Below are 13,539 nucleotides of genomic sequence, written 5' to 3'. Positions count from 1 at the left end.
AGCTCCTATGAACGAAATAGTAATAGAACAATGCCTACACCGATTAATATGGTTAGAATAACTGTATCGAGGATTCCCCATTTCAGCTCACGCAGCTTTGTTCTGCCCTCGCCGCCCTGATATCCCCGCGCTTCCATGGCTGTTGCAAGTTCCTCAGCCCGTTTAAAGGCGCTTATAAACAGCGGTACTAACAGCGGTATGATTGCACTGATCCTTTGTTTTACAGGCCCGCTCGCAAAATCAACTCCTCTTGCCATCTGCGCTTTCATGATTTTATCCGTTTCTTCCATCAGTGTTGGAATAAACCGGAGTGAGATCGACATCATTAACGCGAGCTCATGGACAGGAAGACCGATTTTTTTAAACGGATTCAGCAGACTTTCCATCCCATCTGTTACTTCAATAGGAGTAGTAGTTAACGTCAGGATTGTTGTAAGCAGAATAAGAAACAGGAACCGCAGGGAAATGAATATCCCTTGTCTGACACCTTCTTCATGAATCGAAAGAAAACCGAATTCAAACAGAAGCGGACCTTCTTTCGTGACCAGAATGTGCAGAATAAATGTAAATAGAATAATCCAGATAATCGGCTTCAAGCCATTCAGCAAAAATCTCGGCGGCAGTTTGGTAGAAGCAACGATAAAGAGCGTGAACAAACCAAGGATTAAATAGGTCAGTGCATTGTTCGCAAAAAAGACAATAAAGACAAATAAAAAGATCATCGTTAGTTTTGAACGCGGATCCATCTTATGAATGAGTGAACTTCCAGGCACATATTTTCCAATGATCATACTGTTCATCATTTCGGGTCACCCTTTATCTCAGATGCAACCTGATCAACCAAGTCATCTATGGAAAGCGAGATCCCTTTCAGTTCCTTGCCAAGCTTTTGTTCTATTATCCTTTGAAGCTTTACGGTTTCCGGAAGATCAAGTCCTGCAGAAATTAACGTTTCAGAATGGCTGAATACTTCTTCAGGCGTTCCTTTCATTTGAACCGTTCCTTTGTGCATGACAACAATTTCATCTGAATAACAGGCAGCGTCTTCCATGCTGTGCGTGACTAGGATGGTGGTAAGCGATCGATCTTGATGGAGGGTATAGAAAAGATCCATGATCTCTTTTCTGCCGCTTGGATCAAGTCCTGCTGTCGGTTCATCGAGTACCAGCACCTTCGGCTCCATGGCCAGGACACCTGCAATGGCGACACGTCTCATTTGTCCGCCGCTTAAATCAAATGGAGATTTTTGAAGAACCTCTGCAGGAAGACCGACACGTATTAATGCATCTCTTGCCTTCACTTTTGCCTCTTCAGGGGATACGCCGAAATTCAAAGGGCCAAACATAATATCTCGTTCCACCGTTTCCTCAAACAGCTGATGCTCTGGAAATTGAAAGACAATCGCAACCAGTTGGCGGATTGATTTCAGGTTCTTATTTTTCTTGTTGGCTTCAATCTTGCGGTCCCCAATAGAGATCGATCCCTTTGTTGGCTTCAGCAGACCATTTAAATGCTGCAGGATGGTAGATTTCCCTGATCCTGTATGTCCGATAATCGAAACGAAAGAATGATCTTTAATCGCCAGATTAATATCATATAGGGCAAGACGTTCAAAAGGGGAATGAACTTGGTACCTGTGCTCTAACTCTTTGAATGTAATATCCATAGTTCATTCACCAGGCTTTCTTCATCTAGATGGTTGCTCGTCAGGTTAACCCCTGCTTCTCTCAGCTTCATGCTTACTCTGTATGGAAAAGGGAGATCAAGGCCAATTTCAACTAGCTTCTGATCTAGTTTAAAGATTGTCTCAGGTGTACCTTCGGCGAACTTTTCCCCGCCATTCATGACAACAATCCTGTCAGCCTTTGAAGCTTCCTCTAAATCATGAGTAATCGATATGACTGTCACGATGCCCTGATCTTTTAGCTCTCTTACTGTTTCCATGACTTCTTTTCTTCCTTGGGGATCAAGCATGGAGGTTGCTTCATCTAAGATGATAATTTGAGGCTGCACAGCGATTACGCCGGCAATGGCAACACGCTGCTTTTGTCCTCCTGATAGATGGTGCGGCTCTTGATCGAGAAATGCTTCCATCTTCACTTTATGTGTAGCCCATTCCACGCGCTTTTTCATTACTTCCCGCGGCACTCCGTGATTTTCTAAACCAAAAGCCACATCATCTTTTACGGTTGTACCGACAAATTGATTATCAGGATTTTGAAAAACCATGCCAATCTGTTTTCGAATCTCCCAAACTGAATCTTCATTTAGAGTGATGCCGTTTACGATTACGTTACCCTTCTGAGGCAGGATCAGACCATTCAGGACTCTCGCAAGTGTAGACTTGCCCGAGCCGTTATGACCGACGACCGCAAGCCATTCTCCTTTGATTACACTTAAGGAAACGGAATTCAATGCGGGTCTTTCATCCTCTTCGTGATAACGGAATGTCACGTCATTCACATGAATGATCGGTTGTTCCATTGCTGCCTCCCTCACCTGTGTTTTTGTGCGTTTAATGTTATGGTGCAACCTTCACGCATAAAAACACCTGTACTCTTCTATTCTCTCTCTGCTCACACTTAGATTGCCCCTTCATTCTATGAATAGAATAAAGGGGCTTTAAGTGTATAAAAAAAGGGCATAGATCCAGTTTCTAAAAACTGACCCGCCCTTGGAGTAACTAAATATAATTAAACTAATTCGATAATGACCATTGGTGCTCCGTCGCCGCGGCGAGGTCCAAGTTTCATTATGCGAGTGTATCCACCTTGACGCTCTGTATAACGTGGTGCGATATCACCGAATAGTTTTTGAAGTGCATTTTGCGTGCCTTCTTCGTTTGCTACCTCGTTACGGATGTAAGCAGCAGCTTGGCGGCGGGCATGAAGATCCCCACGTTTACCTAAAGTAATCATTTTTTCTACAGTTGAACGTAATTCTTTCGCACGCGCCTCAGTAGTTTCAATGCGCTCGCTGATAATTAAATCTGTAGTTAGATCACGAAGTAACGCTTTACGTTGAGCACTTGTACGTCCTAATTTTCTGTAAGGCATTATGTGTTCCCTCCTTCGTTTAATACTGTATGTTAATTTTAGAAACACGCGAAAACGCTAGTTAACTTGTTAACTAGTCGTCAGTCGTCTTTACGAAGACCTAAGCCAAGTTCTTCTAGTTTCGCTTTAACTTCTTCCAAAGATTTACGACCTAAGTTACGAACTTTCATCATGTCTTCTTCTGTTTTATGAGCAAGCTCCTGTACAGTGTTGATGCCTGCACGTTTTAAACAGTTATAAGAACGAACTGACAAATCCAATTCTTCGATCGTCATTTCTAAAACTTTTTCTTTTTGGTCCTCTTCCTTTTCCACCATAATCTCAGCGTTTTGAGCTTCATCAGTAAGCCCAACGAAGATATTAAGGTGTTCAGTCAGAATCTTTGCACCAAGTGCAATAGCTTCTTTTGGACCTGTGCTTCCGTCTGTCCACACATCAAAAGTAAGTTTATCATAGTTCGACACTTGACCTACACGTGTATTTTCAACTTGATAAGACACGCGGGATACAGGTGTGAAAATAGAATCGATTGGGATAACGCCAATTGGCTGATCTTCTCTTTTGTTTGCATCAGCCGGAGTATATCCGCGTCCACGCTTCGCAGTCAATCTCATACGGAAATGTGCACCCTTCGCTAATGTAGCAATATGAAGGTCCGGATTTAGAATTTCAACATCACTGTCGTGAGTAATATCTGCAGCCGTTACAACTCCTTCATCCTGTACGTCAATCTCAAGCGTTTTTTCTTCCTCAGAGTAGATTTTAAGAGCAAGCTTTTTAATGTTTAAGATGATTGTTGTAACATCTTCAACAACGCCTTCAATTGTAGAGAATTCATGGAGTACACTATCTATCTGGATTGATGTTACAGCGGCACCAGGGAGTGAGGATAAGAGAATACGACGTAAGGAGTTACCCAAAGTAGTACCATATCCACGCTCGAGTGGTTCGACGACGAATTTACCGTACTTGGCATCGTCGCTGATTTCAACCGTTTCGATTTTTGGTTTTTCAATTTCTATCATCTATAAACCCTCCTTCAAAACGTCGAAACCCCGGCTAGACAAATATTTTGCATTTAGGTGTGTCTAACCGAAATTCCCCATTATAAAGTCCCGAATGTGCACAACAACAGAATAGTCATTTCTGCGAGAACTTTTTACTGTATCATAACCCATTATTGACAGGGATACAAAATCTATACAGAAAATTTATACACGACGACGTTTTGGCGGACGGCATCCGTTATGTGGAACCGGAGTAACGTCTCTGATAGCTGTTACTTCTAGACCAGCAGCTTGAAGTGCACGGATTGCAGCTTCACGGCCTGCACCTGGTCCTTTAACAGTTACTTCAAGAGTTTTCATACCGTGTTCAATTGATCCTTTAGCTGCAGCTTCAGCAGCCATTTGTGCAGCAAATGGAGTTGATTTACGTGATCCTCTGAATCCCAGTGAACCTGCACTTGACCAAGAAAGAGCGTTACCATGTACGTCTGTAATAGTAACAATCGTGTTGTTAAATGTTGAACGAATATGAGCGATACCAGCCTCAATATTCTTTTTTACGCGACGCTTACGAGTGTTCGTTTTACGAGCCATTGTGGGTTAACCTCCTTTACCTTATTTTTTCTTGTTCGCAACCGTACGACGAGGTCCTTTACGAGTACGAGCGTTATTTTTGGTATTTTGACCACGAACAGGTAAACTGCGACGATGACGCAAACCGCGGAAACTGCCGATCTCAATCAGACGTTTGATGTTTAAAGAAACTTCACGACGAAGGTCTCCTTCAACTTTCAGCTTGTCTACGATATCACGAATTTTACCTAATTCTTCTTCTGTTAAGTCACGCACACGTGTATCTTCAGAAACACCAGCCTCAGCTAGTACTTTTTCAGCAGTTGGACGACCAATACCGAAAACGTAAGTTAATGAAATAACAACGCGTTTGTCACGAGGAATATCTACACCAGCAATACGAGCCATTTAAAGCTGCACCTCCTTTAGTTTTAGCCTTGTTTTTGTTTATGTTTTGGATTTTCACAAATTACCATTACTTTGCCTTTTCTGCGAATAACTTTGCATTTCTCACAGATTGGTTTAACCGATGGTCTTACCTTCATGATTTCTCTTACCTCCTTAGTTGCGGAGTGTTTTATTTAAAACGGTACGTAATTCTGCCACGAGATAGATCATATGGTGATAATTCTACCGTAACTTTGTCTCCAGGTAAAATACGAATAAAATGCATGCGGATTTTTCCAGATACATGCGCTAAAACCGTATGACCGTTCTCAAGCTCAACTTTGAACATTGCATTTGGCAATGTCTCCTGTACAGTACCCTCTACTTCAATTACATCGTCTTTCGCCATTCACTTTTCTCCCTTCTTCAAATCAGCAACTTGCTCATTGACAAACTTTGTTAAGGCAAACCGAAGTTTCCCGTTTGTCACACGACCTGTTTCATATATACTGTTCTGAACTTCCGGAGATACGCAATCAATAAATTCTAGATGATTAACATTCTTCTTTTTCGGGGAGTGAAACAATCGATTCTCTCCATCAGCTATTAAAACGAATCGTTCATCGAGAATTCTGATCACAACAGCATATTGTCCAGCTTCTCTGCCTTCAGTAATATGGACAAACTGACCTATGCGCGGACTCGATTCGGCTTCGTTCAAACAATATCACCTTCGGATCAGGCTTTAGTTAAAATTTCATAGCCAGTTTCAGTAATAGCAATTGTATGTTCAAAATGAGCACACATCTTGCGGTCTTGCGTAACAACTGTCCAGTTGTCAGAAAGAGTTCTTACATAACGGCTGCCGGCATTAACCATTGGCTCAATTGCCAAGACCATGCCTGGTTTTAACCTCGGACCTTTGTTTGGCGGACCATAATGCGGAATCTGCGGATCTTCATGTAAATCCTGTCCAACGCCGTGTCCAACATATTCCCGAACGACCGAGAATTGATGCTGTTCAACATACGTCTGAATAGCGTGTGATATATTGGATAGTCTCTCGCCAGGCTTTGCTTCAGCAAGCCCTTTGTACAAGGATTCCTCCGTTACTTCAAGAAGTCTTTCGGATTCCTCAGAGATTTTTCCAACAGGATATGTCCAAGCAGAGTCACCATGATAGCCATTATATTTAGCACCAATATCAATGCTGATAATGTCTCCTTCACGCAATACTCGATCTCCAGGTATTCCGTGAACGAGCTCCTCATTCACTGAAGCACAAATGCTCCCGCGAAAACCATTATAACCTTTAAAAGATGGAATTGCATTGCTTCCGCGTATAAACTTTTCGGCAATTACATCCAGTTCTTTTGTAGTAATTCCAGGCTGTATATGTTTTTGGAGTTCCTGGTGGGTCAATGCGACAATGCGACCAGCTTCACGCATGATTTCAATTTCACGTGGAGTCTTACAAATGATCATTCACCTAATCCTCCAAGCAGCTCATTAACGTCAACGAAAACCTGCTTAATGTCCTGTTGTCCATTAATATTACGCAAATATCCTTTTTCTTCATAGAAATTCAGCAAAGGTTGTGTCTGTTTGAGATTCACTTCAAGTCTGTTTGCAACAGTCTCTTCGTTATCATCTTCTCTTTGGTAAAGCTCTCCGCCACATTTGTCGCAGATTCCTTCAGCCGCAGGAGGGTTGAAAACGAGATGATATGTTGATCCGCATTTTTTACAAATACGGCGACCTGTAAGACGCTCCATAAGGATGTCTTTATCAACCTCGATGTTAATGACATAATCAATTTTTCTATTAAGATCTGACAGAATTCCTTCTAAAGCTTCAGCTTGAGCAACTGTGCGCGGGAAACCGTCTAAGAGGAAACCTTTTTCACAATCATTCTTGCCCAATCTCTCACGGACGATACCAATTGTTACTTCATCAGGAACAAGTGCACCCTGATCCATGAAGGATTTTGCTTTAAGACCTAATTCTGTTTCACCTTTAATAGCAGCTCTGAACATATCCCCTGTTGAGATATGAGGGACTTCATATTTTTCAACGATTCGTTCTGCCTGTGTGCCTTTTCCGGCTCCTGGCAGACCCATAAGAACTAAATTCAAGAATATTACCCCCCTCAGTCTCTATTTAGAAGGAAAGGGACCCAAGTCCCATAACCTTACTGTTTAATGAATCCTTTGTAATGACGCTTAACAAGCTGACTTTCAAGTTGTTTCATCGTTTCAAGAGCAACCCCTACTACGATCAACAAGCTCGTTCCGCCAATCTGTGCAGAAGCTGGCAAGTTAGCGAACTTAATAAAGAATACAGGAAGAACTGAGATAGCTGCTAAGAAAAGAGAACCAACAAACGTCAGTCTGTATAGAATTTTTGTCAAATATTCTTGCGTATTTTTACCAGGGCGAATGCCTGGAATATATCCGCCTTGCTTTTTCAGATTCTCTGACATTTGTTCCGGATTAACCTGAACGAATGCATAGAAATAAGTGAAAGCAATAATTAGAGCAACATAGACTACCATGCCGATTGGCTGTGTATAGTCAAACGTTTTTTGAATCCAGTCTGTAACATCATTGGACCCAAAGAATGATGCAATCGTTGGCGGTGTAATAATGAACGAAACCGCAAAGATGACAGGGATTACGCCAGCCGGGTTCACTTTAAGCGGAAGGTGAGTAGACTGACCTTTCGCCGGTGCACGACCTGCTGAGTTCTTCGCATATTGAATAGGAATCTTGCGAAGCGCCTGCTGAATGAAGATAACTCCAACTATTATTGCGATTATCGCTAAAACTATCAGCGCAACTTTTACAATATTCAAGAAAAGCTGATCTCCAGCGTCCTGGAATTGTTGTGCATAGATTTGGTTAAGAGTTGTAGGGATTCCTGCTGCAATCCCTGCAAAGATGATAATGGAAATACCATTGCCAACACCTCTAGAGGTAATTTGCTCTCCTAACCACATTAAAAAAGCAGTACCTGCTGTTAAGACAACTGCAATTAAAAGGTACGTTGTAATACCTGGGTTTTCAATTAATAATCCCCCAGCGAGATTATTAAAACCATAAGACATACCCAACGCTTGGATGAAACCTAGTACAATCGTAAAATATCTAGTGAATTGTGCTAGTTTACGACGGCCAACTTCACCTTGCTTTGACCACTCAGTAAATTTCGGCACAACATCCATCTGCAAAAGCTGCACGATAATGGATGCTGTAATGTAAGGCATAATTCCCATCGCGAGGATAGAGAAGTTATACAGTGCACCACCGCCGAACGTGTTAAGAATTCCGAAAACATTCATTTCATCCTGAGCCTTTAAAACGTCAGCGTTGACGTTAGGCACAGGGATGAAAGTACCGATGCGAAATATAATTAACATTAAAAGGGTGAACAAGATTTTATTGCGGATATCACCCACGCGCATAAAATTGGAGATTGTCTTAAACATTAAATCACCTCAGCTGAACCGCCAGCAGCTTCAATAGCTTCTTTAGCAGATGCAGAGAATTTGTTAGCTTTTACAGTAAGCTTTTTCTCAAGCTTGCCGTCGCCAAGTACTTTCACGCCTGATCTTACTTTGCTGATCATGCCAGCTTCAAGTAAAAGTTCAGTTGTTACTTCAGTACCGTCTTCAAAAAGATTTAATTTGTCTAAGCTCACGATCGCGTAATCTTTACGGTTGATGTTCGTAAATCCGCGTTTAGGCAGACGACGGAATAAAGGAGTTTGACCACCTTCGAATCCAGGGCGAACACCGCCGCCAGAACGAGCGTTTTGTCCTTTATGACCTTTACCAGACGTTTTACCGTTACCAGAACCTGTACCACGGCCAACACGATTGCGTGTTTTGCGTGACCCTTCTGCTGGTTTTAATTCATGAAGTTTCATCGGGACACCTCCTTGATATTAGAGATCTATATTATTGTTCTTTAACTGTAACCAGATGTGATACTTTACCGATCATGCCGCGAATAGCAGCATTATCATCAAGTACAACAGTTTGATGCATTTTTTTAAGACCTAGTGTTTTAACAGTAATACGTTGGTCTTCTGGGCGACCAATTACACTACGAGTGAGGGTAATCGCTAATTTGTTTGCCATCATGTTTCCCTCCTTATCCTAACAATTCTTCAACCGACTTGCCACGTAGCTTCGCAACTTCATCAGCGCGTTTAAGTTCTGTTAATCCAGAAATTGTAGCACGAATCATGTTAATTGGAGTGTTAGAACCTAGTGATTTTGACAAGATGTCACTAACTCCTGCTAATTCTAGTACCGCACGAACAGGACCACCAGCGATAACGCCAGTACCTTCAGATGCAGGTTTTAAAAGGATGTTTCCAGCACCGAATCTTCCGATGACTTGGTGAGGAATAGTAGTACCAACCATAGGTACTTCAACAAGATTTTTCTTAGCGTCTTCGATCGCTTTGCGAATCGCTTCTGGCACTTCTTGTGCTTTACCAGTACCGAAACCTACATGACCGTTTTTGTCGCCGACAACTACTAATGCAGCAAAGCGGAAACGACGTCCACCTTTAACTACTTTAGCTACACGGTTTACGGTAACAACGCGTTCTTCAAGCTCTAATTTGTTTGGTTCAATACGACCCATTCTCTGTGTCCCTCCTTTTTTTATTAAAATTCTAATCCAGCTTCGCGAGCAGCTTCAGCCAAAGCTTTTACACGACCATGGTATAAGTAACCCCCGCGGTCAAATACAACAGATTTAACACCTTTTTCAATCGCACGCTTAGCAACTAATTCGCCAACTTTTTGAGCTGCATCAATATTAGCTTTTGCGTCAAGATTAAGATCTTTATCTAAAGTAGAAGCACTTGCAATTGTAACTGATTGAAGATCGTCAATTACTTGAGCATAGATGTGCTGATTAGAACGAAATACGTTTAAACGAGGACGAGCAGTTGTTCCAGATAATTTCGCGCGAACACGGCCGTGTCTTTTCTTACGCACAACGTTTTTATCAAGTTTCGTAATCATCTAGGTCACTCCTTTCTTATCATCTAGGCGATATTACTTCGCTGTTTTACCTTCTTTACGACGTACATATTCACCTTCGTAGCGGATACCTTTGCCTTTATAAGGCTCTGGCGGACGAATAGCACGGATGTTTGAAGCGATAGCTCCAACACGTTCTTTATCAGTACCTTTTACGATAATTTTCGTATTTGATGGTACTTCAATTTCGATTCCTTGTTCAGGAACGATTTCTACAGGATGTGAGTATCCAACAGCTAGAACTAGCTTGTTGCCAGATTTAGTAGCACGGTAACCGACACCTACTAATTCAAGACCTTTTTCAAATCCTTTAGAAACGCCCTCAACCATGTTGCCTAAAAGGCTGCGAGTAGTACCGTGAAGAGCACGATGTTCTTTTTGATCAGAAGGACGTGTCACAGTAAGTACGTTATCTTCAACTTTAACGTTGATATCAGAGTTAAAAGTACGAGTTAATTCACCTTTAGGTCCTTTAACAGTTACAGTGCTTTCGTTGATCGCAACTGTTACACCAGCAGGGATTTCAAGTGGTTTTTTACCAATACGAGACATTCATGTACACCTCCATTCTATTTCAGGTTCTTACCAAACGTATGCTAGAACTTCTCCGCCAGCTTGCTTCGCACGAGCTTCTTTGTCAGTTAAGACACCTTGAGAAGTAGATACGATTGCAATTCCTAAACCGTTAAGTACACGTGGTACTTCGTTAGCTTTAGCGTAAACGCGTAATCCTGGCTTACTGATACGTTTCAAACCAGTGATAACACGCTCGTTGTTTGATCCGTATTTCAAGAAAATACGAATGATACCTTGTTTGTTATCTTCTACATATTCAACATCACGAACGAAACCTTCACGCTTAAGAATTTCAGCGATCTCTTTTTTCGCTTTAGATGCAGGAATTTCTAATTTTTCATGACGAACCATATTCGCGTTACGAATACGAGTAAGCATATCTGCAATTGGATCTGTCATTACCATATCAAAATTACCTCCTTCCCGATTATGGGGTATTACCAGCTAGCTTTTTTAACGCCTGGAATTTGACCTTTATATGCGAGTTCACGGAAACAAATACGGCAAAGTTTAAATTTGCGCAGAACTGAATGTGGACGACCACAGCGTTCGCAGCGAGTGTACTCTTGTACTTTAAACTTTTGAGTGCGTTTTTGTTTCGCAATCATTGACTTTTTAGCCACGTTTTCGCCTCCCTATTTCGATTATTTTTGGAATGGCATACCGAACTGAGTTAATAACTCACGAGATTCTTCGTCAGTGTTAGCAGTTGTAACGATAACGATGTCCATACCACGAACTTTTGATACTTTATCATAATCAATTTCAGGGAAGATTAATTGTTCTTTAACACCTAGTGTGTAGTTGCCGCGTCCGTCAAAAGACTTTTTAGAGATACCGCGGAAGTCACGTACACGTGGTAATGATACAGAAACTAATTTATCTAGGAATTCATACATACGCTCGCCGCGAAGAGTTACTTTCGCACCGATAGGCATGCCTTCACGCAGACGGAATCCTGCAATTGATTTTTTAGCTTTAGTGATAACCGGCTTTTGACCTGAGATAGTTGTTAACTCTTCAACAGCTGTGTCAAGAGCTTTTGAGTTAGATACTGCGTCACCAACACCCATGTTGATTACGATCTTCTCAAGCTTTGGAACTTGCATCACTGATTTATAGTTGAACTTGCTCATTAAAGCAGGTGTAATTTCTTTTTGATACTTTTCTTTAAGGCGGTTCATGCGAGGACCTCCCTTCCTTATTTACTATTTATCTAAAGTTTCACCAGATTTTGTTGCAACACGTACCTTTTTGCCATCAACCACTTTGAATCCAACACGAGTTGGTTCACCAGATTTAGGATCTAGTGGCATAACATTTGATACATGGATAGGTGCCTCTTGGCTGATAATTCCGCCTTGAGGATTTGATTGAGAAGGTTTTGAATGCTTCTTCATAATGTTGATGCCTTCAACAAGTACTCGGTCTTTCTTAGGGAAAGCAGCAAGAACAGTGCCTTGTTTACCTTTATCTTTACCTGAGATAACCATTACCTTATCACCTTTTTTTACATGCATCCTAGTCGCACCTCCTTAGTAAGGCTGTCTATTTTCGATTTATAATACTTCTGGAGCAAGAGAAACAATTTTCATAAAGTTATTTTCACGCAATTCACGTGCAACTGGTCCAAAGATACGAGTTCCGCGAGGGCTCTTGTCATCTTTAATGATTACACATGCATTTTCGTCGAAGCGGATATAAGATCCGTCTTGACGGCGTGCACCACTTTTAGTGCGGACAATAACTGCTTTAACAACGTCACCTTTTTTAACAACGCCTCCTGGTGTTGCTTGTTTGACCGTACAAACAATTACATCACCAATATTAGCAGTTTTACGTCCAGATCCGCCAAGAACTTTAATAGTAAGAACTTCACGAGCACCGGAGTTGTCAGCAACTTTTAAACGGGATTCTTGTTGAATCATTTACGTTACCTCCCTTCGGAAAAATAATCCGAACAATATTAGATAATAACAGCTTCTTCAACAATTTCAACTAGACGGAAACGTTTAGTAGCTGATAAAGGGCGAGTTTCCATGATTTTCACTACATCGCCAACTTTAGCTTGGTTGTTCTCATCATGAGCTTTGAACTTTTTGGAGTATTTAACACGCTTGCCGTAAAGCGAATGCTTTTTATAAGTTTCGACAAGAACAGTGATCGTTTTATCCATTTTATCAGAAACTACACGTCCAGTGTAGACTTTGCGCTGGTTGTTGCGTTCACTCATTCTGCAACCTCCTCTCAGGATTATCGATTATTAGCAGCGATCTCTCTTTCAGTGATCACAGTTTTCATACGAGCGATCGATTTACGTACTTCACGAATGCGAGCAGTGTTTTCAAGTTGACCTGTCGCTAATTGGAAACGAAGGTTAAACAACTCTTCTTTAAGTGATTTTACTTTTTGTTCAATTTCAGCAGTGGTAAGATCACGAATTTCATTAGCTCTCATTTGATTCACCACCAATTTCCTCGCGTTTAACGAATTTTGTTTTGATTGGTAATTTGTGAGATGCAAGACGCAATGCTTCGCGTGCTACTTCTTCAGAAACACCAGCAATCTCAAACAAAACTTTTCCAGGTTTAACGACTGCTACCCAGCCTTCTGGAGCCCCTTTACCGGATCCCATACGTACCTCTAGAGGTTTCGCCGTATATGGCTTAGAAGGGAAAATTTTGATCCAGACTTTACCGCCACGTTTCATGTAACGAGTCATCGCAATACGAGCTGCCTCGATTTGACGATTTGTAATCCATGAAGCTTCTAGAGCTTGAATACCGAACTCACCGAAGTGAACTTCTGTACCGCCTTTAGCACGACCGCGCATTTTTCCACGGTGTTCTCTGCGATACTTAACGCGTTTTGGCAACAACAT

At 41.6% G+C, this 13,539-nt stretch carries 25 protein-coding genes and 1 pseudogene; all 26 read right to left on the bottom strand.

What is annotated here, in order from left to right:
- Window positions 1-5: 5 nt before the first annotated feature.
- Window positions 6-803 (bottom strand): energy-coupling factor transporter transmembrane component T family protein, encoded by a 798-nt coding sequence (locus K8L98_RS00905; RefSeq protein WP_223438952.1) that lies wholly within the window; start codon window positions 801-803, stop codon window positions 6-8.
- Entirely contained in the window at window positions 800-1,666 is an 867-nt protein-coding gene (locus tag K8L98_RS00900; protein WP_223438951.1) for an energy-coupling factor ABC transporter ATP-binding protein, read from the bottom strand. The genes K8L98_RS00905 and K8L98_RS00900 overlap by 4 nt, the downstream gene beginning before the upstream one ends.
- Window positions 1,642-2,484, bottom strand: coding sequence for an energy-coupling factor ABC transporter ATP-binding protein (locus K8L98_RS00895; protein ID WP_223438950.1), 843 nt, complete (start codon window positions 2,482-2,484; stop codon window positions 1,642-1,644). The genes K8L98_RS00900 and K8L98_RS00895 overlap by 25 nt, the downstream gene beginning before the upstream one ends.
- A 209-nt stretch (window positions 2,485-2,693) precedes the next feature.
- Window positions 2,694-3,056 (bottom strand): 50S ribosomal protein L17, encoded by a 363-nt coding sequence (rplQ, locus tag K8L98_RS00890; RefSeq protein WP_070875214.1) that lies wholly within the window; start codon window positions 3,054-3,056, stop codon window positions 2,694-2,696.
- Window positions 3,057-3,136: 80 nt separating this feature from the next.
- The gene (locus K8L98_RS00885; RefSeq protein ID WP_070875215.1) at window positions 3,137-4,081 is read right to left on the bottom strand and encodes a DNA-directed RNA polymerase subunit alpha; all 945 of its coding nucleotides are present in this window, start codon (window positions 4,079-4,081) and stop codon (window positions 3,137-3,139) included.
- A gap of 186 nt (window positions 4,082-4,267) precedes the next feature.
- Complete coding sequence (gene rpsK, locus K8L98_RS00880; RefSeq protein WP_029282777.1) at window positions 4,268-4,657, bottom strand: 30S ribosomal protein S11; 390 nt, start codon at window positions 4,655-4,657, stop codon at window positions 4,268-4,270.
- A gap of 21 nt (window positions 4,658-4,678) precedes the next feature.
- A complete protein-coding gene (gene rpsM / locus K8L98_RS00875) occupies window positions 4,679-5,044 on the bottom strand; it encodes a 30S ribosomal protein S13 (RefSeq protein ID WP_070875216.1) in 366 nt (121 codons plus the stop codon).
- 23 nt (window positions 5,045-5,067) lie between these two features.
- Entirely contained in the window at window positions 5,068-5,181 is a 114-nt protein-coding gene (rpmJ, locus tag K8L98_RS00870; RefSeq protein ID WP_003156543.1) for a 50S ribosomal protein L36, read from the bottom strand.
- Between the two features lie 32 nt (window positions 5,182-5,213).
- A complete protein-coding gene (infA, locus tag K8L98_RS00865) occupies window positions 5,214-5,432 on the bottom strand; it encodes a translation initiation factor IF-1 (protein ID WP_070875217.1) in 219 nt (72 codons plus the stop codon).
- Window positions 5,410-5,744: pseudogene (locus K8L98_RS00860) on the bottom strand (KOW domain-containing RNA-binding protein). The gene infA and the pseudogene K8L98_RS00860 overlap by 23 nt, the downstream one beginning before the upstream one ends.
- A 17-nt stretch (window positions 5,745-5,761) precedes the next feature.
- Window positions 5,762-6,508, bottom strand: a complete 747-nt coding sequence (gene map / locus K8L98_RS00855) for a type I methionyl aminopeptidase (protein WP_223438948.1) — start codon at window positions 6,506-6,508, stop codon at window positions 5,762-5,764.
- Complete coding sequence (locus tag K8L98_RS00850; RefSeq protein WP_223438947.1) at window positions 6,505-7,158, bottom strand: adenylate kinase; 654 nt, start codon at window positions 7,156-7,158, stop codon at window positions 6,505-6,507. The genes map and K8L98_RS00850 overlap by 4 nt, the downstream gene beginning before the upstream one ends.
- A gap of 56 nt (window positions 7,159-7,214) precedes the next feature.
- Window positions 7,215-8,510, bottom strand: coding sequence for a preprotein translocase subunit SecY (gene secY / locus K8L98_RS00845; protein ID WP_223438946.1), 1,296 nt, complete (start codon window positions 8,508-8,510; stop codon window positions 7,215-7,217).
- Window positions 8,510-8,950 (bottom strand): 50S ribosomal protein L15, encoded by a 441-nt coding sequence (rplO, locus tag K8L98_RS00840; protein WP_223438945.1) that lies wholly within the window; start codon window positions 8,948-8,950, stop codon window positions 8,510-8,512. The genes secY and rplO overlap by 1 nt, the downstream gene beginning before the upstream one ends.
- Before the next feature lie 31 nt (window positions 8,951-8,981).
- Window positions 8,982-9,164 carry a 50S ribosomal protein L30 gene (rpmD, locus tag K8L98_RS00835; protein WP_101569366.1) on the bottom strand — a complete coding sequence of 61 codons (183 nt, stop codon included), beginning with the start codon at window positions 9,162-9,164 and terminating at the stop codon, window positions 8,982-8,984.
- Between the two features lie 13 nt (window positions 9,165-9,177).
- The gene (rpsE, locus tag K8L98_RS00830; protein ID WP_029282798.1) at window positions 9,178-9,678 is read right to left on the bottom strand and encodes a 30S ribosomal protein S5; all 501 of its coding nucleotides are present in this window, start codon (window positions 9,676-9,678) and stop codon (window positions 9,178-9,180) included.
- 23 nt (window positions 9,679-9,701) lie between these two features.
- The gene (gene rplR, locus K8L98_RS00825; RefSeq protein ID WP_070875222.1) at window positions 9,702-10,064 is read right to left on the bottom strand and encodes a 50S ribosomal protein L18; all 363 of its coding nucleotides are present in this window, start codon (window positions 10,062-10,064) and stop codon (window positions 9,702-9,704) included.
- A gap of 33 nt (window positions 10,065-10,097) precedes the next feature.
- Window positions 10,098-10,634 carry a 50S ribosomal protein L6 gene (gene rplF / locus K8L98_RS00820; RefSeq protein ID WP_223438944.1) on the bottom strand — a complete coding sequence of 179 codons (537 nt, stop codon included), beginning with the start codon at window positions 10,632-10,634 and terminating at the stop codon, window positions 10,098-10,100.
- Between the two features lie 30 nt (window positions 10,635-10,664).
- Window positions 10,665-11,063: a 30S ribosomal protein S8 gene (gene rpsH, locus K8L98_RS00815; protein ID WP_029282804.1), complete on the bottom strand. Its 399-nt coding sequence runs from the start codon at window positions 11,061-11,063 to the stop codon at window positions 10,665-10,667.
- 32 nt (window positions 11,064-11,095) lie between these two features.
- On the bottom strand, window positions 11,096-11,281 hold the full coding sequence (gene rpsN / locus K8L98_RS00810) for a 30S ribosomal protein S14 (protein WP_010285078.1): 186 nt from the start codon (window positions 11,279-11,281) through the stop codon (window positions 11,096-11,098).
- A 21-nt stretch (window positions 11,282-11,302) separates the two neighbouring features.
- Window positions 11,303-11,842: a 50S ribosomal protein L5 gene (gene rplE / locus K8L98_RS00805; RefSeq protein ID WP_029282808.1), complete on the bottom strand. Its 540-nt coding sequence runs from the start codon at window positions 11,840-11,842 to the stop codon at window positions 11,303-11,305.
- 24 nt (window positions 11,843-11,866) lie between these two features.
- The gene (rplX, locus tag K8L98_RS00800; RefSeq protein ID WP_070875224.1) at window positions 11,867-12,178 is read right to left on the bottom strand and encodes a 50S ribosomal protein L24; all 312 of its coding nucleotides are present in this window, start codon (window positions 12,176-12,178) and stop codon (window positions 11,867-11,869) included.
- Window positions 12,179-12,217: 39 nt separating this feature from the next.
- Window positions 12,218-12,586, bottom strand: a complete 369-nt coding sequence (gene rplN / locus K8L98_RS00795) for a 50S ribosomal protein L14 (protein ID WP_223438943.1) — start codon at window positions 12,584-12,586, stop codon at window positions 12,218-12,220.
- 38 nt (window positions 12,587-12,624) lie between these two features.
- On the bottom strand, window positions 12,625-12,891 hold the full coding sequence (gene rpsQ, locus K8L98_RS00790) for a 30S ribosomal protein S17 (RefSeq protein ID WP_070875226.1): 267 nt from the start codon (window positions 12,889-12,891) through the stop codon (window positions 12,625-12,627).
- A gap of 20 nt (window positions 12,892-12,911) precedes the next feature.
- Window positions 12,912-13,115: a 50S ribosomal protein L29 gene (gene rpmC / locus K8L98_RS00785; protein ID WP_029282816.1), complete on the bottom strand. Its 204-nt coding sequence runs from the start codon at window positions 13,113-13,115 to the stop codon at window positions 12,912-12,914.
- The gene (gene rplP, locus K8L98_RS00780; RefSeq protein ID WP_070875228.1) at window positions 13,105-13,539 is read right to left on the bottom strand and encodes a 50S ribosomal protein L16; all 435 of its coding nucleotides are present in this window, start codon (window positions 13,537-13,539) and stop codon (window positions 13,105-13,107) included. The genes rpmC and rplP overlap by 11 nt, the downstream gene beginning before the upstream one ends.

The organism is Metabacillus dongyingensis (genome assembly GCF_019933155.2).
GTDB classification, from domain to species: domain Bacteria; phylum Bacillota; class Bacilli; order Bacillales; family Bacillaceae; genus Bacillus_P; species Bacillus_P dongyingensis.
This window is presented reverse-complemented; position numbering and strand designations above follow the sequence as displayed.

Excerpts from the sequence above, each read along its gene's own strand:
- rplP (WP_070875228.1), bottom strand. The coding sequence starts at position 13,539 with ATGTTGTTGCCAAAACGCGTTAAGTATCGCAGAGAACACCGTGGAAAA.
- rplE (WP_029282808.1), bottom strand. The coding sequence starts at position 11,842 with ATGAACCGCCTTAAAGAAAAGTATCAAAAAGAAATTACACCTGCTTTA.
- rpsM (WP_070875216.1), bottom strand. The coding sequence starts at position 5,044 with ATGGCTCGTATTGCTGGTGTAGATATTCCTCGTGACAAACGCGTTGTT.
- infA (WP_070875217.1), bottom strand. The coding sequence starts at position 5,432 with ATGGCGAAAGACGATGTAATTGAAGTAGAGGGTACTGTACAGGAGACA.
- rpsH (WP_029282804.1), bottom strand. The coding sequence starts at position 11,063 with ATGGTAATGACAGATCCAATTGCAGATATGCTTACTCGTATTCGTAAC.
- rpsE (WP_029282798.1), bottom strand. The coding sequence starts at position 9,678 with ATGGGTCGTATTGAACCAAACAAATTAGAGCTTGAAGAACGCGTTGTT.
- rplO (WP_223438945.1), bottom strand. The coding sequence starts at position 8,950 with ATGAAACTTCATGAATTAAAACCAGCAGAAGGGTCACGCAAAACACGC.
- rplX (WP_070875224.1), bottom strand. The coding sequence starts at position 12,178 with ATGCATGTAAAAAAAGGTGATAAGGTAATGGTTATCTCAGGTAAAGAT.
- rpmC (WP_029282816.1), bottom strand. The coding sequence starts at position 13,115 with ATGAGAGCTAATGAAATTCGTGATCTTACCACTGCTGAAATTGAACAA.
- K8L98_RS00895 (WP_223438950.1), bottom strand. The coding sequence starts at position 2,484 with ATGGAACAACCGATCATTCATGTGAATGACGTGACATTCCGTTATCAC.
- map (WP_223438948.1), bottom strand. The coding sequence starts at position 6,508 with ATGATCATTTGTAAGACTCCACGTGAAATTGAAATCATGCGTGAAGCT.
- rpsK (WP_029282777.1), bottom strand. The coding sequence starts at position 4,657 with ATGGCTCGTAAAACGAACACTCGTAAGCGTCGCGTAAAAAAGAATATT.
- rplF (WP_223438944.1), bottom strand. The coding sequence starts at position 10,634 with ATGTCTCGTATTGGTAAAAAACCACTTGAAATCCCTGCTGGTGTAACA.
- rplR (WP_070875222.1), bottom strand. The coding sequence starts at position 10,064 with ATGATTACGAAACTTGATAAAAACGTTGTGCGTAAGAAAAGACACGGC.
- rpmJ (WP_003156543.1), bottom strand. The coding sequence starts at position 5,181 with ATGAAGGTAAGACCATCGGTTAAACCAATCTGTGAGAAATGCAAAGTT.
- K8L98_RS00905 (WP_223438952.1), bottom strand. The coding sequence starts at position 803 with ATGATGAACAGTATGATCATTGGAAAATATGTGCCTGGAAGTTCACTC.
- rpsQ (WP_070875226.1), bottom strand. The coding sequence starts at position 12,891 with ATGAGTGAACGCAACAACCAGCGCAAAGTCTACACTGGACGTGTAGTT.
- rplN (WP_223438943.1), bottom strand. The coding sequence starts at position 12,586 with ATGATTCAACAAGAATCCCGTTTAAAAGTTGCTGACAACTCCGGTGCT.
- K8L98_RS00900 (WP_223438951.1), bottom strand. The coding sequence starts at position 1,666 with ATGGATATTACATTCAAAGAGTTAGAGCACAGGTACCAAGTTCATTCC.
- rplQ (WP_070875214.1), bottom strand. The coding sequence starts at position 3,056 with ATGCCTTACAGAAAATTAGGACGTACAAGTGCTCAACGTAAAGCGTTA.
- K8L98_RS00885 (WP_070875215.1), bottom strand. The coding sequence starts at position 4,081 with ATGATAGAAATTGAAAAACCAAAAATCGAAACGGTTGAAATCAGCGAC.
- secY (WP_223438946.1), bottom strand. The coding sequence starts at position 8,510 with ATGTTTAAGACAATCTCCAATTTTATGCGCGTGGGTGATATCCGCAAT.
- rpmD (WP_101569366.1), bottom strand. The coding sequence starts at position 9,164 with ATGGCAAACAAATTAGCGATTACCCTCACTCGTAGTGTAATTGGTCGC.